The organism is Aureibaculum koreense (assembly GCF_034296135.1).
Taxonomy (GTDB): domain Bacteria; phylum Bacteroidota; class Bacteroidia; order Flavobacteriales; family Flavobacteriaceae; genus Aureibaculum.
Genome location: NZ_JAXKVV010000015.1, coordinates 20,669 through 43,558, shown reverse-complemented (window position 1 = coordinate 43,558; position 22,890 = coordinate 20,669). Strand labels below are relative to the sequence as shown.

The 22,890-nt window shown below is 35.1% G+C and carries 20 protein-coding genes; 10 read left to right on the top strand and 10 right to left on the bottom strand.

The window, feature by feature from the left end; all coding sequences use genetic code 11:
* Position 1 precedes the first annotated feature (1 nt).
* The 5 genes from UMM65_RS12530 to UMM65_RS12510 form a co-directional block, all read right to left on the bottom strand.
* Positions 2 to 394: an ExbD/TolR family protein gene (locus UMM65_RS12530; protein ID WP_321976949.1), complete on the bottom strand. Its 393-nt coding sequence runs from the start codon at positions 392 to 394 to the stop codon at positions 2 to 4.
* A 2-nt stretch (positions 395 to 396) separates the two neighbouring features.
* Complete coding sequence (locus UMM65_RS12525; protein WP_321976947.1) at positions 397 to 1,098, bottom strand: MotA/TolQ/ExbB proton channel family protein; 702 nt, start codon at positions 1,096 to 1,098, stop codon at positions 397 to 399.
* A gap of 246 nt (positions 1,099 to 1,344) precedes the next feature.
* Positions 1,345 to 2,730 (bottom strand): sodium:proton antiporter NhaD, encoded by a 1,386-nt coding sequence (gene nhaD / locus UMM65_RS12520; protein WP_321976946.1) that lies wholly within the window; start codon positions 2,728 to 2,730, stop codon positions 1,345 to 1,347.
* Positions 2,731 to 2,764: 34 nt separating this feature from the next.
* Positions 2,765 to 4,018, bottom strand: coding sequence for a Glu/Leu/Phe/Val dehydrogenase dimerization domain-containing protein (locus UMM65_RS12515; RefSeq protein ID WP_321976945.1), 1,254 nt, complete (start codon positions 4,016 to 4,018; stop codon positions 2,765 to 2,767).
* A gap of 116 nt (positions 4,019 to 4,134) precedes the next feature.
* On the bottom strand, positions 4,135 to 5,199 hold the full coding sequence (locus tag UMM65_RS12510; protein WP_321976943.1) for an anhydro-N-acetylmuramic acid kinase: 1,065 nt from the start codon (positions 5,197 to 5,199) through the stop codon (positions 4,135 to 4,137).
* A 78-nt stretch (positions 5,200 to 5,277) separates the two neighbouring features.
* On the opposite strand from UMM65_RS12510, the gene UMM65_RS12505 reads away from it, so the two are divergent.
* The 4 genes from UMM65_RS12505 (at position 5,278) to UMM65_RS12490 (ending at position 7,995) form a co-directional block, all read left to right on the top strand.
* Positions 5,278 to 6,420 carry an acyl-CoA dehydrogenase gene (locus tag UMM65_RS12505; RefSeq protein ID WP_321976942.1) on the top strand — a complete coding sequence of 381 codons (1,143 nt, stop codon included), beginning with the start codon at positions 5,278 to 5,280 and terminating at the stop codon, positions 6,418 to 6,420.
* A 30-nt stretch (positions 6,421 to 6,450) separates the two neighbouring features.
* Complete coding sequence (locus tag UMM65_RS12500) at positions 6,451 to 7,068, top strand: hypothetical protein (RefSeq protein ID WP_321976941.1); 618 nt, start codon at positions 6,451 to 6,453, stop codon at positions 7,066 to 7,068.
* A gap of 262 nt (positions 7,069 to 7,330) precedes the next feature.
* The gene (locus UMM65_RS12495) at positions 7,331 to 7,660 is read left to right on the top strand and encodes a hypothetical protein (protein WP_321976939.1); all 330 of its coding nucleotides are present in this window, start codon (positions 7,331 to 7,333) and stop codon (positions 7,658 to 7,660) included.
* A gap of 188 nt (positions 7,661 to 7,848) precedes the next feature.
* A complete protein-coding gene (locus UMM65_RS12490) occupies positions 7,849 to 7,995 on the top strand; it encodes a hypothetical protein (RefSeq protein ID WP_321976937.1) in 147 nt (48 codons plus the stop codon).
* Between the two features lie 81 nt (positions 7,996 to 8,076).
* On the opposite strand, the gene UMM65_RS12485 is transcribed toward UMM65_RS12490, so the two are convergent.
* Positions 8,077 to 8,859 (bottom strand): tRNA pseudouridine synthase A, encoded by a 783-nt coding sequence (locus UMM65_RS12485; protein WP_321976935.1) that lies wholly within the window; start codon positions 8,857 to 8,859, stop codon positions 8,077 to 8,079.
* Between the two features lie 370 nt (positions 8,860 to 9,229).
* Between UMM65_RS12485 and UMM65_RS12480 the strand changes: the two genes are divergently transcribed.
* The 5 genes from UMM65_RS12480 to UMM65_RS12460 all read left to right on the top strand — a co-directional run bounded on the left by UMM65_RS12480 (position 9,230) and on the right by UMM65_RS12460 (position 18,115).
* Positions 9,230 to 10,282: an outer membrane beta-barrel protein gene (locus UMM65_RS12480; RefSeq protein ID WP_321976980.1), complete on the top strand. Its 1,053-nt coding sequence runs from the start codon at positions 9,230 to 9,232 to the stop codon at positions 10,280 to 10,282.
* Positions 10,283 to 10,299: 17 nt separating this feature from the next.
* On the top strand, positions 10,300 to 10,650 hold the full coding sequence (locus UMM65_RS12475) for a P-II family nitrogen regulator (RefSeq protein WP_321976934.1): 351 nt from the start codon (positions 10,300 to 10,302) through the stop codon (positions 10,648 to 10,650).
* A 9-nt stretch (positions 10,651 to 10,659) separates the two neighbouring features.
* Positions 10,660 to 11,904, top strand: a complete 1,245-nt coding sequence (locus UMM65_RS12470; RefSeq protein WP_321976932.1) for an ammonium transporter — start codon at positions 10,660 to 10,662, stop codon at positions 11,902 to 11,904.
* 240 nt (positions 11,905 to 12,144) lie between these two features.
* Positions 12,145 to 16,656 carry a glutamate synthase large subunit gene (gene gltB / locus UMM65_RS12465; RefSeq protein ID WP_321976930.1) on the top strand — a complete coding sequence of 1,504 codons (4,512 nt, stop codon included), beginning with the start codon at positions 12,145 to 12,147 and terminating at the stop codon, positions 16,654 to 16,656.
* Between the two features lie 4 nt (positions 16,657 to 16,660).
* Complete coding sequence (locus tag UMM65_RS12460) at positions 16,661 to 18,115, top strand: glutamate synthase subunit beta (protein ID WP_321976928.1); 1,455 nt, start codon at positions 16,661 to 16,663, stop codon at positions 18,113 to 18,115.
* Between the two features lie 114 nt (positions 18,116 to 18,229).
* Here UMM65_RS12460 and UMM65_RS12455 read toward each other — a convergent pair whose 3' ends face one another.
* Entirely contained in the window at positions 18,230 to 18,850 is a 621-nt protein-coding gene (locus UMM65_RS12455) for a class I SAM-dependent methyltransferase (protein ID WP_321976926.1), read from the bottom strand.
* A 248-nt stretch (positions 18,851 to 19,098) separates the two neighbouring features.
* Positions 19,099 to 20,634, bottom strand: a complete 1,536-nt coding sequence (locus tag UMM65_RS12450) for a serine hydrolase (RefSeq protein WP_321976925.1) — start codon at positions 20,632 to 20,634, stop codon at positions 19,099 to 19,101.
* A gap of 114 nt (positions 20,635 to 20,748) precedes the next feature.
* On the opposite strand from UMM65_RS12450, the gene UMM65_RS12445 reads away from it, so the two are divergent.
* Positions 20,749 to 20,889 (top strand): hypothetical protein, encoded by a 141-nt coding sequence (locus UMM65_RS12445; RefSeq protein WP_321976924.1) that lies wholly within the window; start codon positions 20,749 to 20,751, stop codon positions 20,887 to 20,889.
* 8 nt (positions 20,890 to 20,897) lie between these two features.
* On the opposite strand, the gene UMM65_RS12440 is transcribed toward UMM65_RS12445, so the two are convergent.
* The gene (locus UMM65_RS12440; protein ID WP_321976923.1) at positions 20,898 to 21,971 is read right to left on the bottom strand and encodes a phosphotransferase enzyme family protein; all 1,074 of its coding nucleotides are present in this window, start codon (positions 21,969 to 21,971) and stop codon (positions 20,898 to 20,900) included.
* 1 nt (position 21,972) lies between these two features.
* Positions 21,973 to 22,881: a sugar phosphate nucleotidyltransferase gene (locus tag UMM65_RS12435; RefSeq protein WP_321976922.1), complete on the bottom strand. Its 909-nt coding sequence runs from the start codon at positions 22,879 to 22,881 to the stop codon at positions 21,973 to 21,975.
* Positions 22,882 to 22,890 lie beyond the last annotated feature (9 nt).

The window sequence follows — 22,890 nt, the reverse complement described above, 5'->3', positions numbered from 1 at the left end:
TTTAATTCGGTCTTACCGCTAAAATTACTTTGTATTTATTTCTATTGGCAATATCCATTATGCTCACTGCCTTTTCGATAGGCACGCCTTCTTCGGCACGTAACACTATTGTCGGGTTTTCCTGATTGGACAATAAAGATAATAAACTTTGCTCTATTTCATTCTCGCCCACTTTTTTTCTATCTATATAAAAATCCAATCCTTTAGTGATACTTACCGCAACGGATTTATTATTTTCCGTTTTACCTTCTGCCTTTGGCAATAAAATATCCAAGGCATTTACGGTAACCAACGTGGATGTTAACATAAAAAATATCAATAACAAAAATACAATATCCGTCATGGACGACATATTAAATTCTGGACTTACCTTATTTCTACCTCTAAAATTCATCTTTATGCAGGTTCGTTTAATAAGTCAAGGAAATCCACCGATTGTGCTTCCATTTGATACACAACCTTATTGGTACGTACCACAATATGATTATAAGCTATATATGCTATAATACCTACAATTAACCCTGCTACTGTGGTAGTCATAGCCGTATATAATCCGTCAGATAACATTTTTATATCTATTTGCCCACCTGAATTCGCTATTTCGTGTATTGCAACAATCATTCCAATTACGGTACCTAAGAAACCGATCATCGGAGCAGCACCGGCAATGGTTGCGATAACGCTTACGTTTCTCTCTAATTTATAAATCTCAAGTTTACCTGCATTTTCAATAGCGGTATTTATATCCTCTAAGGGTTTTCCAATTCGCGAAACCCCTTTTTCTATCAACCTCGCTGCTGGTGATTTTGCTTGGGCACATAAAATTTTTGCCGCTTCCAGTTTACCATTTGAAACGTGATCTCTAATTTGGTTCATAAAATTTTTATCCATTTTTGAAGCTGCTTTTATCGCTAAATAGCGTTCAAAATAAATGTAGAGTGCAACTGCCAACAGTACGACTAAAATTGCAATAATAATTTGACCTCCAAGTCCACCCTCCATAATGAGGTCGTAAATGGATAAAGTTTTTTCTTCTGGAATAAGTTCGTCTAAGTTTTCTTGAGCAGTATCAATACCTTCTTGGATTGCGAGTAACATATAATAATAGTAGTTTAAGGGATAATAGATAGCTAACGAAATAATTCAGTAAAAATTGTTTGATTTTTTAAAAAAAATCCCACCAGTTGGCGGGAATAAAAAATTTCATGAAAAATTTTGTATTTCACCTCACCCGTAACTTCTTTTTGGAAGTTACGACCTCTCCCAAGCCCGCCTTCCGGACGGGCAGGGAGAGGTGAATTAGAAACTCCGAGGCAGAGCCATCGGAGAATCTTTTTTAATAGTTTACAAAGATTCCATAAAGAGCAGGGCAAAATAACCGACAATGAATCCTATAGCTGCTAGCCAAGTAATTTTTTTAAGGTACCATATAAAATCTATCTTTTCCATACCCATTGCGGCAACACCAGCTGCGGAACCAATAATCAACATACTACCTCCAGTTCCGGCAGAATAAGCAATTAAATGCCATAGCTTAGCATCCATTGGCATATCGTACATTCCCATTGATGCAGCTACCAATGGTACGTTATCAATTATGGCACTTAATATACCCAAAATAAAGATTACGACCGACTGATTAGGAATGGCATTATTGAGAATTTCAGCTACATACCTTAACGTACCCACTTGAACCTCTACACCATCAATATTTACACTTCCGTAAACCAATGCTTCTAAAGCCGCAACGGCCATTAATATACCCAAGAAAAATAAAATACTGGACATTTCAATTCTCGATAACGCTTTGTGTGCGGAATACAGATGTTTACGTTCATTGGTAAAATCTTCTTCGGGATGAATATATTCAGAAACCAACCAAACCACACCTAATGCCAACATCATTCCCAAATAAGGAGGCAAATGCGTTAATGTTTTAAAAATAGGCACTGAAACTATCATTCCCAGTCCTAAAAACAACATTGTTCTACTACTTAACAATGATTTTTCTTCTTCGTTATACTCGTTGGTATCTACCTCAACTTTACCTTTAAAGGCAGGTAATAATGTGGCAATAAATACTGGAACAACCATACAAATTATAGAAGGTAAAATCAGTCTTTCTACCAAATGCAACGCTGAAACTTTTTTACCGATCCATAACATGGTGGTGGTAACATCACCAATTGGTGACCACGCACCACCGGCATTGGCAGCAATTACAATCATACCCGCAAACCATAATCTGTCCGTTCTTTCAGGTATTAGTTTTCTCAATAAAGTTATTAATACAATTGTAGCAGTTAAATTATCTATAATCGCAGATAAAATAAAGGCTAAAATGGCTAAAATCCATAACAATTTTTTCTTACTTTTTGTTTTTACCCAACTCTTTAGTACATCAAAACCCCTGTGCAAATCAACAATTTCTACTATGGTCATCGCACCAATTAGAAAGACCAAAATCTCAGCTGTTTTACCGAGATGGTGCAACAGCATATTGGTAAAACCTTCTTCTGCATGATGTTGATCACCACCACCTAAAAAACTAAAAACGTTTTCGTGCCCATCAACAACATTAAACCAACCCTGTTGAAAGCCGATAGCCAATAACGCCCACATTATAGCTGCCATAAGCAAAGCGGGTACGGTTTTATCTAATTTTAAAGGATGCTCTAAAGTAATTGCCAAATAGCCTATTACAAAAACGAGGATGATTACTGCGGTCATGGTTTGATTTTTAGAATGGGTTAAATATATAAAATTAAATCAACTGCTCCAACGCAATTTCGAATCCTGTTTTACAAATGTCTGTTTTATAAGGGTGTAAGTTGTGAATTTTTTCTAAAGCATTGTAAATAGTCTGAGAAGTGTCCTTAAAAATGGCTTCATCTCGCATCGGGAGCTCAACTTTACTTTCCATTAAATAGGCAAAAACCCGTGCAATTCCACAATTTGAAACAAAATCTGGCAATAAACTAATTTGCTTATCGGTGTATTCCATAATTGGTCCAAAGAAAATTTCTTTATCTGCAAACGGGACATTCGCTCCAGGGGAAATCACCTCTAAACCGGTTTCTATCATCGTAGAGATTTGATCCTTAGTGATTAATCTCGATGCAGCGGCAGGGATAAAAATCTCTGTTGGAATTGACCAAATACGTTGATTCATTTCCTCAAACGGAATCATTTTTTTGGCCACCAGCATATTTCCTCTTTTATTCAAGAACATTTGCTTTACCTCGGCTGAGCTAAATCCGTTTTCATTGATAACACCCCCACTCCTGTCAATAATACCTACAATTTTTGCACCTAACTGATCTAAATAATAGGCAGCAGCTGACCCTACATTTCCAAAACCTTGAACAATAGCTCTTTTTCCTTGAATGCCTTGCCTACCGGCAGGCAAGTTACCACCAAAAATATCATAATAATGCTTTACGGCCTCGGCAACGCCAAAACCGGTCATCATATCGGCCACAGTATATTTTCTAGAAACTTTTGGGGTGAATTTTGTGTCTTCAATTACTTTGATTACACCATGGCGTAACTGACCAATTCGATTGATTTTTTCGGCCTCAGTTGGCTGAAAATGCCCGTTAAAAACACCTTCTTGTGGATGCCAAACACCACATTCTTCGGTAAGCGGAATTACATCATGGATTTCATCAACATTCAAATCTCCACCGGTACCATAATAATGTTTTAGTAAAGGTGAAACTGCTTTGTACCAACGTTCCAAAACCCCTCTTTTTCTAATATCATTTGGATCAAAATTTATACCCGATTTTGCCCCGCCAATAGCTGGTCCAGAAACCGTAAATTTTACTTCCATGGTCTTTGCTAAGGATAGCACTTCGTTCATATCTAAACCTTTACGCATTCTTGTACCGCCACCTGCTGCCCCGCCTCGTAATGAGTTTATGACGGTCCAACCTTCCGCTTCTGTTTCTGAGTCTTGCCAATGGAAAACTATTTCTGGCTTTTTATCTTCGTATTTTTTTAATAAATCTTTCATTTTATTACAATTCAATTAAACATTAACATCTTTAAAACAAGTAAAAACTTAATTTTCTTAAATAAACATCTTTAATGTAGTTATAACTGATTCATAATAATTGATGTTTAAAAAATTTATACTTTAGGGTAATATATTTTTCCGGAAGAATGATCCTTGTTTGCTCCTGTTACAGAACTTAATACATTATTTTCTCCTCTTAATTTTAACAATCCTAAAAAAGCAAAAATCAGTGCTTCCTTAAAATCAATCAATTCTTTTGAGACTAATTCAATTTTTTGATTGGAATAAAATTCAATCCGCTCAATTAAAAAATCGTTAAATGCCCCTCCTCCTGTAATTAATGTGTTGGAGTCTTTAACAATCAAACTAGAAATTTGGATGGCTATATGTTCCACAAAAGTCCTTAAAATATCTTTTATTTCAAGTTGAGACGTATCAATCAAAGGAAAAACAATATCTATCACCCATTCCAAACCTAATGACTTAGGCGGATTCATTTTATAGAACGGTAAACCATTCAACCTATTTAGCAATGTCTGGTCTATACTACCTGATTTAGCCAGCTGCCCTTTATCGTCATAAGGCAAACCAATTTTATTTGTATAATGATTCATTACAATATTGACCGGACAAATATCAAAGGCGATTCTTTGCCCTTCTTTATCAAAAGAAATATTGGCAAATCCACCAAGATTAATACAATAATCATAGTTAGCAAATAATAGCTTATCACCAATTGGAACCAATGGAGCCCCTTGACCACCCATGTTAACATCCTGTGTCCTAAAATCACAAACTACTATATGATTGGTAGCATCGGCAATTGACTGACCATCTCCTATTTGCAATGTAACCCCTTGTTTAGGTTTATGAAAAACAGTATGTCCATGTGAAGCGATAAAACCCAAGTTTTCAATATTATTCTCAGCTGTAAAAGCATTTATAATAGTGCCTAAATAGTTGCCATATTCTAAATCCAGTTTATGTAAAGATTGCTTATCCGTAGTAAACGCCTTGACTAATTTACTTTTCCAATTATTGTTATATGGGTATGTTTTTGCCTTTAGAATTTCAAAGTCATACCTATCTGAAACATTAAATTTTAGGTAGCATAAATCAATTCCGTCCAAGGAAGTGCCACTCATTAAACCGATACCAAAATAGCTTTGATTATTCATTCTGTAAAAATACAACAAGATTTTTATAAAAAATGTATATTTGATGTCGAAAACACTTATTCAAATAAATATTATATAATGGATTTTAAACTTACAGAAGAACATATCATGATTCGCGATGCGGCTCGCGAGTTTGCCAGAACAGAATTATTGCCTGGAGTTATTGAACGAGATGAAAAACAGGAATTCCCCACAGAACAAATTAAAAAAATGGGTGAACTCGGTTTCTTAGGTATGATGGTCGACCCTAAATATGGTGGTGGCGGTATGGATACCATCTCTTACGTATTGGCAATGGAAGAAATTTCGAAAGTAGATGCTTCAGCTTCTGTGGTGATGTCCGTAAATAATTCTTTGGTATGTTGGGGTATTGAAACTTTTGGAACCGAAGAACAAAAACAAAAATATTTAACCCGATTGGCGACTGGTGAAATTATCGGTGCTTTTTGCCTTAGCGAACCCGAAGCTGGTAGTGATGCCACCTCACAAAAAACAACTGCCATTGATAAAGGCGACCATTATATATTAAACGGTACAAAAAACTGGATTACCAATGGAAATACTGCCAGTGTCTATCTGGTAATTGCTCAGACAGATGCAGAAAAAGGTCACAAAGGCATCAATGTACTAATAGTTGATAGAGATATGGATGGTTTTGTAATCGGCCCCAAAGAAAATAAATTGGGCATTAGAGGTTCAGACACTCACTCCTTATTATTTACAGACGTAAAAATACCTAAAGAAAATAGAATTGGTGAAGACGGATTCGGTTTTAAATTTGCTATGAAAACCTTAGCGGGAGGACGTATAGGTATTGCCTCACAAGCCTTAGGCATTGCCTCTGGAGCTTATGAATTGGCGTTGCAATATTCCAAAGAACGAAAAGCGTTTGGTAAAGAAATAAGCAGGCATCAGGCTATTGCTTTTAAATTGGCAGATATGGCCACCGAAATTGAAGCCGCTAGGCATTTATGTATAAAAGCCGCATGGGACAAAGACCAGCACGCCAATTACGATTTATCAGGTGCCATGGCAAAACTTTATGCCGCAGAAATGGCTATGCGAATTACCGTTGAAGCCGTACAAATACATGGAGGTTATGGTTTTGTAAAAGAATACCATGTAGAACGTATGATGCGTGATGCCAAAATTACACAGATTTATGAAGGGACTAGTGAGATACAGAAGATTGTAATTTCTAGGAGTGTTTTGAGGGATTGAAAAACAGAAGTCAAATGACAAACAAACTCGATGGAGGATGACAATTTATACAAATGGAAAAAATCAAAAGATAAAGCCAAAGCTGCTGCTGGAATATGTCTAATAATGTTTCTTTTCACATTTATTTCTGCTAAAGTTTATAAAATAGAAAAACTTAAATTCAAAACCGTCATATTATCTAAAAAACCAAAATTTAGTAAAATCTGTGTTAATGGATGTTCATATTCTGTAGAGATATCATTTATAGGCGAATCAAAAGATTATACAATTAATGGGATCGATTATAAATATCTTATTCATAGAAAATTCAAAAAAAATGTTAATCAAGGAGACACAGTTAAATTAGGACTTTCAGACAATAATATTGCAAAAATTTCAAAAAATAATATTGAATATCTAAGATTTGAAGAAGCTCAAAAACATAAATTAAAAAATCATTTATTTTCACGATGGTTATTTCTAGTGGGATTTATCAGCTTTATGATTCCCCAATTTTTCAACAAAAGACCTAAATATACAGAAGATGGAATAACTAAAGAAATTCATTTCGGTGGAATCATTTTTGCAATAATATTAATTACCATTATTATATTGCTAATAACAATAGGAATTACTTTTGTTTCTGGCTCTGAATTTATTGAATATTAGGATAATCCAAATCTCAATTAAAAAAACTATTTTCAAATTAACTTAAAACTCCTATGTCAAAAAGAGACTTTTTTATAATTCTAATAAAAATATTCGGACTTTATTTATTAATTTCTGCACTGTTTTCAGTTTTACCAAGTAACATTGTTTTCGTAATTCAGAACATAGAAATTGTCGGATTATCGTGGTTGTTCGCAACTGTTATTATAATTGTTCTACTATTTTTGTGTTAATAACCAAAGCTGAAAAAATCAGCAATATATTGAAATTAGAAAATGGATTTGACGAAGAACGAATCGATTTCAGCGGGCTTAAAAGTATTGTCATTATAAAATTAGCCGTATTGATAATTGGTGGATTCTTATTTCTTGAAAATATTCCTTCATTTCTAAGTTATACTTTATTTGCATTCAAATCATCCATTCCACAAGGGTTTGACCAAGCGTATGAAAATCAAGGAATTTTAAAGTATAAAAGTATTGAAGATTATGTCAATTGGGGAAGTAGTGCTTTTAATTTACTAATTGGTTATTTAATGATTGCAAATTTTAAGAAAATTAGTTTATACTTGAACAAGAAAGTAAAAGATTAAAAAATCTAAAAGCCAGTGGCTCGACGGACATAATAACAGCGGATTTTAATCCGCTGAAAAGTCATATCACCCACCTGCAAGTTGAGAACCTTGGGCTCGAAACAAAATTAAAATTTCCACTGAGTCGAAATCATAAAACAACTTAAATCATAATAAAGAATTATCTTTGTAGATACAATTATTCGATTATGAACAAAAAACTAAAATTATCAATAGAACAGATTGAAATCTTCAATATTGTTAAGGAACTAAAAGGTTCTGTAAAACTTCCTAAGTCAAACAAAACGGATAAAGAACTTATAGAAGATGCTTTAATAGAAAAACACATCAGGTAAAAATCTCTCGTCCTACAGATAAAATCCCATCCCATCGCTCTTGACGAAATTATCAGTTAAAATTGGTATTTTTAGAATTTGTTATTTGTTTATTTCAACATCATACAACTGCAACCCAGAACTCGGTGCAATAGTCGGTAATGGTTTTCGGTCGTTAGTTGCCAACAGTGATTGCTCAATAAATTCTAAATCAACCTCACCTTTACCCAATTGAAATAAGACCCCCATCATCAATCGGATTTGATATCGTAAAAATCCACTACCTTTTACACGTAAATAATAACTTTTTTCAGGAAAAAAATTAGCAGTGTAAATATCATTTTCTACAATTTCACAACAGTCAATAATTCTTTTAAAAAGGGTGTTTTCTGAAGGCTCTGTACAATATTTATGAAAAAAGTGTTCACCTTCAAAGAGTTTTGCTCCTTGTTTCATCAATTCTATATTGAGATTTTCTTCTAACCCTACTATAAAAGGAGCGGCAAAAGGATGGTTTTTTTCACCAAAAGAAAAGAAATACAGGTATTCTTTACTTTTTGGGTGTTGGATGATATTAAAGTCGTTCGTTACTTTTTCCATGGACATGCTTTTAATGTCGGGTGGAAAATTTGAGTTTAAATCTGCCATAAAAGTGGTTTTGCCAATTTCTTCATCTACAAAAAGCTGAAAAACATAACGGTTTGCCGACACTTTAGAATCCGTTCTGCCTACACCCAGGGTCTTATAATTTTGATTTCCCAAAACAAAAGATAAGGTTTTATCAACCATTTCATGTACCGTTTTAGCATTGGTTTGCTTTTGCCATCCATGAAAACGGAATCCTAAAAATTGAATGGTTACTATATAGGTGTGTTGATATTGCATTGGGTAAAAATAGAAAATTTTGTACTGATAAAATGCGTTGGTAGGGAGACGCAATGCATCGCGTCTCTGTAACAATTTTAAATTATTTTTCCAAAAACCGCATTTTTATCAAATTCTTAAATTTTAATTGAAAAAATTTTAACCCCCTATTTTTTATACTTAAAATTATATTAAAATTACTATTTTACAATTATACCCCTTATTTTTTTATCAATATAATCTAAAAAAGTGATAAATTTAAATGACACCCCTATTGTTATTTAAAATTAATTTTTACATTTGACCACTGTAAGACATAATTTATTATTCAAATTAAAAAAATCAACTTATGAAATTAATTGAAAAGAATTACAGTAAATCATTTCTTAAAATGAAACGATTTAAAAAAAATAATATCATTAAAGGAATACTATTGTTAGCCATGCTACTTAGTAGTTTAAATACCATTGGCCAGACTGAAGAGGTAGATGTAGATGAAGAGAAAAAAAGTAAACTCTCTATTTCTGGTACAGTAGATGCCTACTACCAAACTTACTTATCTACTTCTGACGATTTAGGTGAATCATTCGGAACTGCTTTTGCAGACCAATCGGGTTTTGCTTTGGGTATGGGTAATTTAATTGCCAACTACGAAGGTAAAAAGGCAGGTGTGGTTCTTGATTTAGTTGTAGGGCCAAGAGGTGGTGCTGCTACTTTTAGTAACGACATTATTGATGGTATCGTAAATCAAGCATATGTTTATTGGAATGTTTCTGAAAAAACTACATTAACCATGGGGCGTTTTAATACGTTTTTAGGATATGAAGTTATTTCTCCAGCGGCAAACTTTAACTATAGTACATCATATTTATTTTCTCATGGCCCTTTCTCACATTTAGGTTTAAAAGCTGATTTTGCTTTTACTGATGATTTTAGCTTAATGTTAGCAATTATGAATCCTTGGGACACTAATGATGTATCTACAACTGGAGAATATTCATTTGGAGCTCAGTTAGGATTCTTTGATCAATATTTAAACCTATACTATGACAGTGGTAACAATGGTGGTTTAGGTTTTGAAGTTGACTATACCGGTGGGTTCGATATATCAGATAGCTTTTTCTTAGGAATTAACGGAGCATATCAAACAAATGATGATGAAGGTTTTTACGGAGTTGCCTTATATCCACAATTAGCAACATCTGACTCTTTTAGTCTTGGGTTAAGAGGAGAATATTTCGGATATCACGCAAAAGATTTTGATGATTTACCAAGTGTATTTGCAACAACTTTAACAGCTAGCTATAGTGTTGATAATTTCATTATCAAACCAGAAATCAGACTGGATTCTTGGAGTAATGACGATCCATATATGGATGCTAAGGGAGAAGTAGCAAATAGCTTATCAGCATTTACAATAGCTGCTATTTACAAATTTGACTAACTATAATTTAACTAAAAATGAAGAAAATTGAAGCAATTATCAGAAAATCAAAATTTTCTGAAGTAAAAGAAGCCTTACATAAGGTTGATGTCAACTTTTTCTCTTACTGGGATGTTACCGGTTTAGGTAATGAAAAAGAAGCACATGTTTATAGAGGTGTAAGCTATAGCACCAGTGATATACAACGTAGATATCTATCGATAGTTGTTAATGACGATTTTGAACAGATAACTATAAATGCCCTGCTGAAATCGGCAGCAACCGGTGACGTTGGAGACGGAAAAATATTTGTCTCTGATATAACAGAAGCATACCGTATTAGAACGGGCGAAAAAGGTGGTGAAACTTTAAAAAAAATATCAAAATAACAATCAACTATGGAACTTTTAACAATAAATAATGTATGGATGATGGTCTGTACAGCTCTTGTCTTTTTTATGCACCTTGGTTTTTCATTATTGGAAATCGGGCTAACTAGACAGAAAAACACATTGAACATTTTATTTAAAAATATATTTATTATCACAGTAGGTTTATTATTATACTGCTTGGTTGGGTTCAATTTAATGTATCCAGGTGAATTTAACGGATTTATAGCATGGCCAAATTTTGGAATAGGATTGGGAGACATGCAAAATTCATTTACCAATGCGGATGGTTCTTTATATGCGGATGGAGGCTATACCTATTGGACAGATTTCCTTTTTCAAGGGATGTTCGCCGCAACAGCTGCCACTATTGTTTCTGGTGCAGTTGCCGAACGTATTAAAATTGGTCCATTTATGGCATTTGTAGTTATTTATGTTGGTATCGTTTACCCAATTGCAGGTTCATGGAAATGGGGCGGTGGATTCTTAGATGCCATGGAAACTCCATTTTATGACTTTGCAGGTTCAACTTTGGTTCACTCAGTTGGTGGTTGGGCAGCATTAGTTGCAGTATGGTTATTAGGATCGAGAATCGGTAAATTTAAAAATGGTAAACCACAAGCTATTCCAGGCCATAACATACCAATAGCAACTGCTGGTGTATTAATTCTATGGTTAGGATGGTTCGGTTTTAACGGAGGTTCAGTATTGTCCGCTGACCCTGGATTGACTTCATTAACATTGGTAACTACCAGTTTAGCTGCTGCTGCAGGTGGCGTTGTTGCATTTATAGTTTCTACATTAATGTACAAAAACTATGATTTAACCATGTTTTTAAATGGTATTTTAGGTGGATTGGTAGCGATTACCGCTGGTGCAGATCAGATGAGTCCAACAGATGCCATACTTATAGGAAGTATTGGTGGTGCTATTATAGTATTTGGTGTAGCTTTTATAGACAAGTTAAGATTGGATGACCCTGTTGGTGCAATTGCAGTACACTTAATTTGTGGTATTTGGGGTACTTTAGCTGTTGGTATTTTTGGAGAATTAGCAAGTGGTGCACAATTCGTTAGCCAGCTGATTGGTGTGGCATCTTACGCTGTATTTTGTTTAGTTACATCATTCATTATACTATTCACATTAAAGAAAACAGTTGGAATCCGAGTTTCTGAACGTGAAGAATTGGAAGGTTTAGATGGTTTTGAGCATGGAATGGATGCCTATCCTGATTTTAGAATGAACGAACATTAAAAAAATAATATATTTAAGTTAGGTAAGTTTGAGTTTTTAGATTTACGCGGCTAAACGCTTGTTTGGCCGTGTATTCTTGTTTTGTACATTGTCAATATGATAATAAAATTACTATAAAATTTATCATTTTTAATTATTTTTAGAAACATTTTGTTTTTACCGCATTATTTATACTATACTGTTGTTTAATACAAATTATTCCTATCTTTTTACGTAATTTTGTTGGTCTAACAATACTTTATGGAGCAACAAGGATTATACTTACCGGAATTTGAACATGAAAACTGTGGAGCAGGATTTATATGTAATCTAAAAGGAGAAAAGACAAATCAAATTATACATGATGCCTTGGAAATTCTAGTAAAACTAGAACATCGAGGCGGTGTAAGTGCAGATGGTAGAACTGGGGATGGTGCTGGATTACTGATCGATATTCCACATGAATATTTCCTAAGGGTTTGCAGTTTTGAAATTCCCGAAGCAAGAGAGTACGCTGTGGGGATGGTTTTTTTACCAAAAAATGAGAATCAGTATAAATTTTGTAAAGACACTTTTGAAACGGAAATCGCCGCTCAAGGGCTTTCCATTTTGGGATGGAGAAATGTTCCTGTTGATTCTTCACAATTAGGGGAAATAGCACTAGCTTCTGAACCCAATATTGAGCAAATTTTTATCGGAAAAACAGAATACATTGACGAGGCCACTTTTAAGGCTAAACTGTATATGGCTCGAAAAATTACCGAACATGCCATAAGAAAATCAAAAATGTCGCAAAGCGATTATTTTTACCTGCCAAGTTTATCAAATACTACTTTAATATATAAAGGCATTATCATGCCTGAAGATATTGGACCTTACTATAAAGATCTTCAACAAAAAGATTTGGTAACACGTTTGGCTCTGGTACATCAACGGTTTTCAACCAATACAATGCCCACTTGGGAGCTTGCACAACCGTTCCGCTATATGTGTCAAAATGGAGAAATTAACACGCTACGCGGAAACGTTAGTAGAATGCGGATACGTGAAGAGATAATGAAAAGTGATGTTTTTGGCAATCAGATAGATAAATTGTTCCCCATTATTTTACCGGGAAAATCCGATTCTGCCTCTATGGATATGGTCGTGGAATTGCTAACACATTCAGGACGATCATTACCCGAAATTATGATGATGATGATACCTGAGGCATGGGAAAAACATAAAACAATGTTACCTGAACGCAAAGCGTTCTACGAATATAATGGTTGCATTATGGAACCTTGGGACGGCCCTGCTTCGGTACCCTTCACAGATGGTGATTATATTGGTGCTTTATTGGACAGAAACGGATTAAGACCATCAAGATACACAGTTACCAAAAGTGGAAAACTAATCATGTCTTCTGAAATTGGCGTAGTTGATATTGCACCAGAAGACGTTAAAAGTCATGGTCGACTAGAACCTGGAAAAATGTTTTTGGTGGACATGAACGAAGGCCGCATCATTGAAGACGAAGAAATAAAAAATAAAATTGTCTCTGAAAGGCCATATAAAGAGTGGCTGGACAAAACCAGATTGCATTTGAAGGATATACCTTACAACAATGAAACTTGTTCTATAGAGACCATTGACATAAAGACAAGACAGCGTTTGTTCAATTACACTTTTGAAGATATTCAAGAAGTAATTACACCCATGGCTATTGTGGGCAAGGAAGCTCTTGGCTCTATGGGTATTGATACGCCTTTGGCAGTTTTATCAGACAGGCCACAACTAATTTCAAATTATTTTAAGCAATTATTTGCCCAAGTTACCAATCCACCATTGGATGGTATTCGCGAAAAAATTGTAACGGATATTAGTTTAAATCTTGGTAAGGACCGAAATATATTCAGTATAACAGAAAGGCAATGCAGAAAACTTAACATTCAAAACCCTGTTATTTCTAATGCGGATTTAGAGAAAATCAGATCTATTTCCATCGAGAGTTTTAAAGCAGAAACTATACAGATGCTATATCCAAAAGCACAAGGATTGAACGGACTGGAAGATGCTTTGGAAGATATCATCAAACAGGTTGAAAAAGCTATCACCAGAAAAACAAATATCATCATATTGTCGGACAGAGGTGTAAATCAAGAATTTGCCCCAATTCCAGCTTTACTGGCGTGTTCTTATGTAAACCATCAATTAAACCGATTGCGTAAGCGTTCTTATTTCGATATTATTATTGAATCTGCTGAGCCTCGCGAACCGCATCATTTTGCAACCTTATTTGGTTATGGTGCAAGTGCCATCAATCCATACATGGTTAACGAAATTATCAGAATGCAAGTAAAAGAAGGTTTTATTACGGGCATGGACGAGCAAAAAGCTGTTGATAATTTTAATACAGCCATTGGTAAAGGCGTATTAAAGGTGATGAATAAAATAGGGATCTCAACGTTGCAATCTTACAGAGGTTCTCAAATTTTTGAAATAGTAGGGTTCAACTCTCAATTTGTGGAGAAGTATTTTCCTTATACTGCATCTCGAATTGAAGGAATCGGTTTGTACGAAATAGAAAAAGAAATCAATCAACGCTATAAAAATGCCTATCCCGATAATAAAATCGATAAAAAATTAGGCTTAAATATAGGTGGTGAATATAGATGGAGACGAAATGGGGAAAGACATTTGTTCAACCCAACTACAGTTGCAAAGTTACAGCAAGCCGTAAGGTTGAGTGACCAAACAAGTTATGATATCTACGCTAATGCCATTAACGAACAATCTCAAAACCTAATGACCATTCGTGGTTTGTTTGAGTTTGACAACTTAAATCCAATTCCGTTAGATGAAGTTGAGCCGTGGACAGATATTGTAAAACGATTTAAAACTGGAGCGATGTCTTATGGCTCTATATCTCGTGAAGCTCATGAAAATTTAGCCATTGCGATGAACCGAATTGGTGGAAAATCCAATTCTGGAGAAGGTGGAGAAGATAGAAATCGTTTTCAAAAAGATCCGAATGGCGATAGTCGTAATTCAGCAATAAAACAAGTTGCATCAGGTCGTTTTGGGGTAACCTCTCATTATTTGACCAATGCTAGAGAAATTCAAATAAAAATGGCCCAAGGTGCAAAACCTGGGGAAGGCGGACAGTTACCAGGCAAAAAAGTTTTGCCATGGATTGCGGCGGCACGTAATTCAACACCTTATGTAGGTTTAATTTCCCCACCGCCCCACCATGATATTTATTCTATTGAAGATTTGGCACAGCTAATTTTCGATTTAAAAAATGCAAATCGGGAAGCTAGGATAAATGTAAAACTGGTTTCGGAAGTTGGTGTAGGTACAATAGCCGCAGGAGTTGCCAAAGCAAAAGCCGATGTAGTGCTTATTGCTGGTTATGACGGTGGAACTGGAGCATCACCGCTTACCTCATTAAAACATGCAGGTTTACCTTGGGAACTCGGACTCGCCGAAGCACAACAGACCTTGGTAATGAATAAATTACGAAGCCGAATTGTAGTAGAATGTGACGGTCAGTTAAAAACGGGCCGCGACGTTGCCATCGCTGCTTTATTAGGTGCTGAAGAATTCGGATTTGCAACCGCACCTTTAGTAGCTTCTGGCTGCATTATGATGCGTAAATGCCATTTAAATACTTGCCCCGTTGGCATTGCAACACAAGACAAAGAACTGCGTAAAAACTTTAAAGGAACACCAGAACACGTTATCAATTTCTTCTACTATATCGCAGAGGAATTAAGGGGAATTATGGCTCAGTTAGGATTTAGAACGCTTGACGAAATGGTGGGCCAAACGCATAAAATAAATGCCAATAAAGCCATAAAACACTACAAAGCCAAAGGGTTGGATTTATCCAGCATTTTGCACAGACCAGCTGAATACAGCCAAATGACGGTCAAAAATACGGAACAACAAAATCACAATTTAAATAAAGTTTTAGATTTTAAAATTTTAAAAGACTCTCATCGAGCATTGTACAGAAAAGAAAAAATGACGTTGCAGTATCCTATCAACAATATAAACCGTACCGTGGGAGCCATAGTAAGTAACGAAATTTCAAAAATATACGGTCATTTAGGTTTGCCAGAAGATACGTTGAATGTCAATTTTACCGGATCTGCCGGACAAAGTTTTGGAGCATTTGGAGCATCTGGCTTAACCTTTACATTGGAAGGAAATACAAACGACTACCTCGGTAAAGGACTTTCGGGAGCCAAATTAATTGTAAAAAAGCCTGCAAAAGCCGATTTCTTGGCAGAAAAAAATATTATTGTGGGAAATGTTTGTCTTTTTGGAGCCGTACAAGGTGAAGCCTATATCAACGGAATAGCAGGTGAACGTTTTGCGGTTCGTAATTCAGGAGCAACGGCGGTTGTTGAAGGTGTTGGCGACCATTGTTGTGAGTATATGACGGGTGGAAAAGTAATTGTACTCGGTAAAACAGGAAGAAATTTTGCAGCCGGTATGAGTGGTGGTATTGCTTATGTTTACGACCCCGAAAACAAATTCATTAACGGATTATGCAATACGGAAACCATCGAATTTGAAGAAATTTCCGCTGAAGATGCTGCTGACTTAAAAAGATTGATAGAAAAGCATGTCCTTTACACAGACAGTGAAAGAGGTCAAGAATTATTGGCAGATTGGGGTACGACCTTAAACAATTTTGTCCGGGTAATGCCTACGGAATACAAGCGTGCCTTAAAACGTTTGGAAACAGAAGAGCAAATAGTAGAAGAATTAACATTAGCATAATGTCATGGGAAAAATAACAGGATTTAAAGAATTTGAAAGACAAGATGAAAATTACGTACCCGTTAAAGAGCGTGTAACACATTATAAAGAATTTACGGTGCCCTTGGATGAACCAGATCTTAAAAAACAAGGTTCACGCTGTATGGATTGTGGAATTCCGTTTTGCCACAGTGGATGCCCACTTGGTAATCTGATTCCTGATTTTAACCACATGGTGCATCAGGGAGAGTGGAAAAAGGCTTCTTGGATATTGCATTCTACCAACAACTTTCCTGAATTTACAGGTCGTTTATGTCCTGCACCTTGTGAACAAGCCTGTGTATTAGGTATTATTGAAGATCCTGTATCCATTGAGAATATTGAAAAAAATATTGTTGAACGTGCATTTAAAGAAGGGTGGATAAAACCTCAACCTCCAAAAACAAGAACAGGTAAAACTGTTGCCGTTGTCGGTTCCGGTCCTGCGGGATTAGCGGCTGCTCAACAATTGAACAGAGCGGGACATACCGTTACCGTTTTTGAAAGAGATGATGCTATTGGTGGATTATTACGTTATGGAATTCCCAATTTTAAAATGGAAAAGGAAATTATAGATCGTCGTTTGGCAATTATGGAAGCTGAAGGAATTGTTTTTAAAACCAATGTAAATGTTGGAGTAAATTATAGTGTTGAAGAGTTGAAAGCATTTGATGCTGTAGTTTTATGTGGCGGAGCTACGGTAAGGCGTAGTTTACCCACACCGGGTATTGATGCAAATGGTGTGGTTCAAGCCATGGACTTTTTAACACAGCAAACCAAAGTATTATTTGGTCAAAAAGTAAAAGATCAAGTATTGGCAACCGATAAAAATGTGATTGTTATTGGTGGTGGCGATACAGGTTCTGATTGTGTGGGAACTTCCAATCGCCAAGGGGCAAAATCAGTGGTAAATTTTGAAATTATGCCCAAACCGCCCGGTCATCGTTCACCCACAACCCCATGGCCTTTTTGGCCCTTGCAATTAAAAACATCCTCTTCACACGAAGAAGGTGTGGAAAGGAATTGGCTTATCAACACCAAAGAGTTTATTACCGATGCTAACGGGAAATTAACAGCCTTAAAAACTATAAATGTAGAGTGGAAAATGGTGCCAGGTCAACGTCCACAGCTTATAGAAATTGAAGGCACTGAAAAAATTTGGCCGTGCGATTTAGCACTACTTGCCCTAGGTTTTACAGGTCCAGAAGCAACTTTAAGCGAACAATTAGGTCTAGAAACCGATGCTAGAAGTAACTACAAAGCACCAAAATACCAAACTAATGTACCAAATATTTTTGCCGCAGGCGATATGCGTCGCGGACAATCTTTAATTGTTTGGGCAATTTCAGAAGGCAGGGAAGCCGCTAGGGAGGTCGATATCTATTTAATGGGAAAAACCAACCTCGCAACGAAAGGTAATGGCGATTTATTGACAGCTTAAGAGAAGCCCATCCCTAACCCTTCCCAAGGGGTAGGGAATTTGTGCGATATTTCTGATGGTATTTTCAATAAAAATTAGCGAATTCGTGGTATAAAACACTTTAGAATCCTGGGTTTATTGTTTTTTAAAAGTGCAAAAAACAAAATTCTGGGTAGTATCAAAAGGTGTCTGATGGTCTATGGCAAAACATTCTAAATTTTTAAAAGACGTTTTGAATTGATTTGACAATTCTTGTTCTGAATACTGTCTGATTTCAATTCCGCTACATTTTTCAGGTCCTTTTTCGGAAAATGTTCCAAGAATCAGCAAACCATTTTTTATTATATTTTTATTGGCAATTGTTGCGTAATGGCTAATATCATTTTCGCTTGTTAAAAAATGAAATGCGGCTCTATCATGCCAAACTTCGTATTTCTCAGCTGGGTAAAAACTTGAAATATCTTTCACTATCCATTCTACAAGATTCGCCTTATTTCCTAGTCTATTTTTTACTTTTTCAATGGCCTTTTCTGAAATATCCAATATGGTAATATTCTGATAACCCAGTTCTAAAAGATTGTCAACCAAAAAGCTATCACCACCGCCAATATCAATAATGTTGGCGTTTTTGTCAATCTGGTACTTTTCAAAAAATAATAAAGATGTTTCTGGTTTCGGCTGATACCAACTTACTTCATCAATATTTTTAGTTTGATAAATCGTTTCCCAATGTTTTTTTCTATTGAAAGAATTCATTGAATGTGAATTTTGTCCCGCAGACCCGCCTACTGAATGGGTAGGTTTAGTGGATTAATGCAAATAGTGTCAGATCGTAAAAAAGTTGACAAGTTTATAAAATATTTAGTCTTCATTTTAGACCTACAAGGTCTTTGAGACCTTGCAGGTCGCGTCATGTCTAATATAATTTCCTACAAATATTTTACACTCTGCCTCCTATCTTCCGTTTTTTAAATATCTCACGTCTCAAATCTAATATCTCGTATCTACTCAACTCTATACGGTTTCAACTCCTCAAAGAAAATATCATCATTAGGTACGTCAAAATCAAGCCCCAGTACTTTTAAATTATTATCTAGATTAAATTTTAGCGTCCCGAAATTAAACCAAGCATGTTTTACATCCCATATAATTTCAAAAACATCGTAATGCCAATGTTGTAGTGTTGCCGATAAATCTGGTGAATGTTCAAAATCCATTCGTAAATCCTCGCCTTTTTTAGAAATGACGATATTTCCGTAAATATCGCTTTTGTAAGTTCCAATATAATCTTCTAAGGCAAGGGAAGGTGTTGTGTTCATTTTCCTTTTCTTCTTTCTATCGCTAACTCTTGTATCTTCTTGTTGATTTTTATTTCTGTCCGCCAACATCTTCGCTGACCAATCTATCGTTTCAACACCTAAGAATTGATCTAATCCATAATAAGTTGCCGCCATTATAGGACTTTTCATACCGTTGGTCAACACCACAATTCCTAAATTTTTATCTGGAATCATCGTAACTGCCGTAATCATTCCGTCGTAACCTCCAGTATGCCCCACTCTAAGATTACCATGATAATCGCTCAAACCCCAACCTAATCCATACCCATTAAAATGACGGTTAAAATCGTTCTTTTTGGTATGGTTTATATAATGGTTATTATGAGGTCTCCAAACCATATTTCTAGTGTTTTTTGAAAATAAGGTATCTTTATTAAAAACACCATGGTTCAAATTTAAAATCATCCATTTAGAGATATCATTTACATTGGAAATAATGCCACCTAAAGCACCTATTTCTTCCCAATTTACCCAGTCTATCGGGATATTTACGTCGTTTTCCCGTCCATGTGGCGTGGCGTAATTACCAATGTTTTCTAATTTATCCGGGTTGGTCACCGTTCTGTCCATTCCCAACGGATTGAAAATCCGTTCCTTTACATTTTCTGCCCAAGATTTACCCGTAATTTTCCGAATTACTTCTCCCGCAGTAATGTACATTACATTTGAATATCCATAACCTGCTCTAAAATCGAATGCCTTAGGAATGTATTTAACTCTTTTCACAATTTCCTCTGCGGATAGATCTGATTTATACCAAATCACATCACCGCTAAAAGTACCCAATCCTACACGATGGCTTAACAAATCCCTTATGGTAACATTGGCACTAACCCAAGGATCGTAAACCGCAAAATAAGGCAAATAATCTTTTACCTTATCATTCCAATTCAATTTACCTTCATCAACCAACATTCCTAAAATAGCACTTGTAAACGCTTTTGAATTTGAGGCTATGGCGTAATTGGTGTTGGCATCAGGCTTTTCGGTTTTACCTATTTCTTTTACTCCATAACTGCCTGTGAACACCAATTTACCATCTTTTACAATACCGATAGTTGCACTCGGAACGTCCCAACCCTTAACCATTTTGGCATAATATTGGTCTAATTTTTTAAGATTTACCTTTGGGGATTTTTGAGCGATAGAAGTTGTTGATATAACAAAAAATGTTATAAAAAAGATAAGTGTTTTTTTCATTGGAAAAGGTTTAGTTTTAAAGAATTGGATAAAGTTAAACTTTTTCAATGAAATTTTTAAGATCGAGGTAGGAAAGCTGGGTAGATAATTGTTATATAACCAAACAACAAAATCATGAAGAAAATTTCCAACACATTAGGGCTTTTACTAATTCACTTAACCAATTTACCATTATTCTTTTTATTGTTTGTGACTGGTCAAAATAAAGAAATAGACCGATTATTCACTATTGCAAGAAATCCGTTAAAACATTAATTTATTAATTACACCTTTTCGGGTGTAAAGTGTTTTTCAAAACTTTCAATCAGTTTAAATTGATTTTTAGCACGATTTAAATTGTGCTCGGGATACTCTGTTTTATAATAAACATCGTTATTTAAAAAATCAGTTAAAAAACGCAATGCCATAATAAAAATCATTGTTTTTGCACCCAATGGCAAATACTTTTTTTCCAACGGTGTAAGTGATGAACCAATTTCTTCCAAAAACCCTTTTACATACGCGTGGTAATATTCAATATTAAAATTTACCAACGCTAAATTCTTTTCATCTTCTGCAGCTGTGTTACAAATGGTTCTTATAGCATCGCCAAAATCATAATGGATAATTCCTGGCATTACTGTATCGGTATCAATTACGCAGAGTCCTTTGTTATTTTTATCAAACAAAGCATTTGATATTTTCGTATCGTTATGTGTAACTCTTAATTTGATTTTACCTTCATCTTTTAAGTGCTGTAAAATGAGCATTTCCTCTCTTAACTCCTCAGCCTTTTCAATACATTCTTTGGCTTGGTCTAACCGATTGGGCGAAGCAATTCTTAACGCATCCTCAAATTGTGAGAACCTAAAAGTCATGCTGTGAAAATTAGGAATAACTTCAGTCAATTTAGAAGCATCAAAATCACTGGCTAGGTTTAAAAAATGACCAAATAACTTTCCGCCCTCGTATGCAATTTCTTTTTTTGTTACCGTTTCAAAAGTTTGACTTTCATCAATAAAAACCATCATATTCCAATAGTTTCCATCTTTATCAATGTAATAAAATTCACCATTTTTAGCATTAATAAATGAGAGTACTTTTCGCATTCTCGCATCTTCCGATAGATGCGATAATTTTTCTGAAATATGTCTGCTTACATTTACCTTGTTTGCAATAAGCCCTGGAACATCTTTAAAAACATTATGATTAATACGTTGTAGAATATAATAAGGTTTTTGGGCGGTTTTTACGAGATAAGTATCGTTAATGTGACCAGAATTTAATTCAGAATAGGATTCAAATTCTGAACCGTGATCAAATTGGTTAAATAAATATGCTATTTCCTTACTTTGCATATTAAAAAAGATTAGTAGGATAAGTTTCTTGTTCTTTTAACTTGGCTATCTCTTTTTCAACCAACTCCTTATCTTCTTTATAAGTTACCCCAAACCATTGAGCATTCGATTTTAATACTTTTACTGTCGCCTTGTTAGAATTTACAATATGATTTACCACAAGCGGTATAAAAAATTCTGCTTTTAGATTGGTTTTATTTTCTTCTAGAAACTCATTAAAAAGTGCATCACCAAATTCAAAATACTTGGGTGTGAACCCCCAAAAATTCATAGAAACAGGTGTGTTTTCATCAATTGGAATAAACTTTCCATCATCATCCTTACGCATCAAGCGGCTATCAATTTTTTCGATATGAGTTCGCTCAACAACTGAAGTTAGTTGGTTATCTTCATTAACATTACATTCACCTCTTGACACAAAACCATAATCCGAAACCGTATTTTTTAATAAATAACCCATCATGCTAAACTCGTAAGAATTCCTATCGGTTTCCATTAAATAGTTGGCCATAACCTCAAAAGCCTCTTTGCCATAAAAATCATCGGCATTAATAACGGCAAAATTTTCGCTAACCGCATCTTTAGCCATTAACAGAGCGTGAGCAGTACCCCAAGGTTTTTGCCTACCAATATTTTGATAGGCTTGCGGCACATTTTCTACCTCTTGAAAAACATAAACGACTTCGGCTTTTCCGTTTAATTTTTTATCGAATACTGTTTTAAACTCTTGTTCGATGCTTTTGCGTATAATAAAAATAAACTTTCCAAATCCTGCCCTCAACGCATCAAAAATTGAAAAATCCAAAATGGTATCACCTTCAGGAGAAAATGTATCTAATTGTTTTAGTCCTCCATAGCGGCTTCCAATTCCAGCAGCTAAAATCACTAACGCAGGTTTGTCTTTATGCATTTCATTTAT

Coding starts and splice junctions, on each gene's coding strand:
- UMM65_RS12515 (WP_321976945.1), bottom strand. CDS start 4,018: ATGAAAGATTTATTAAAAAAATACGAAGATAAAAAGCCAGAAATAGTT.
- UMM65_RS12445 (WP_321976924.1), top strand. CDS start 20,749: ATGAAGAAAATTTCCAACACATTAGGGCTTTTACTAATTCACTTAACC.
- UMM65_RS12505 (WP_321976942.1), top strand. CDS start 5,278: ATGGATTTTAAACTTACAGAAGAACATATCATGATTCGCGATGCGGCT.
- UMM65_RS12480 (WP_321976980.1), top strand. CDS start 9,230: ATGAAACGATTTAAAAAAAATAATATCATTAAAGGAATACTATTGTTA.
- UMM65_RS12450 (WP_321976925.1), bottom strand. CDS start 20,634: ATGAAAAAAACACTTATCTTTTTTATAACATTTTTTGTTATATCAACA.
- UMM65_RS12460 (WP_321976928.1), top strand. CDS start 16,661: ATGGGAAAAATAACAGGATTTAAAGAATTTGAAAGACAAGATGAAAAT.
- UMM65_RS12435 (WP_321976922.1), bottom strand. CDS start 22,881: ATGCATAAAGACAAACCTGCGTTAGTGATTTTAGCTGCTGGAATTGGA.
- UMM65_RS12510 (WP_321976943.1), bottom strand. CDS start 5,199: ATGAATAATCAAAGCTATTTTGGTATCGGTTTAATGAGTGGCACTTCC.
- UMM65_RS12525 (WP_321976947.1), bottom strand. CDS start 1,098: ATGTTACTCGCAATCCAAGAAGGTATTGATACTGCTCAAGAAAACTTA.
- UMM65_RS12455 (WP_321976926.1), bottom strand. CDS start 18,850: ATGAATTCTTTCAATAGAAAAAAACATTGGGAAACGATTTATCAAACT.
- UMM65_RS12485 (WP_321976935.1), bottom strand. CDS start 8,859: ATGCAATATCAACACACCTATATAGTAACCATTCAATTTTTAGGATTC.
- UMM65_RS12500 (WP_321976941.1), top strand. CDS start 6,451: ATGGAGGATGACAATTTATACAAATGGAAAAAATCAAAAGATAAAGCC.
- nhaD (WP_321976946.1), bottom strand. CDS start 2,730: ATGACCGCAGTAATCATCCTCGTTTTTGTAATAGGCTATTTGGCAATT.
- UMM65_RS12490 (WP_321976937.1), top strand. CDS start 7,849: ATGAACAAAAAACTAAAATTATCAATAGAACAGATTGAAATCTTCAAT.
- UMM65_RS12530 (WP_321976949.1), bottom strand. CDS start 394: ATGAATTTTAGAGGTAGAAATAAGGTAAGTCCAGAATTTAATATGTCG.
- UMM65_RS12440 (WP_321976923.1), bottom strand. CDS start 21,971: ATGCAAAGTAAGGAAATAGCATATTTATTTAACCAATTTGATCACGGT.
- UMM65_RS12470 (WP_321976932.1), top strand. CDS start 10,660: ATGGAACTTTTAACAATAAATAATGTATGGATGATGGTCTGTACAGCT.
- UMM65_RS12475 (WP_321976934.1), top strand. CDS start 10,300: ATGAAGAAAATTGAAGCAATTATCAGAAAATCAAAATTTTCTGAAGTA.
- gltB (WP_321976930.1), top strand. CDS start 12,145: ATGGAGCAACAAGGATTATACTTACCGGAATTTGAACATGAAAACTGT.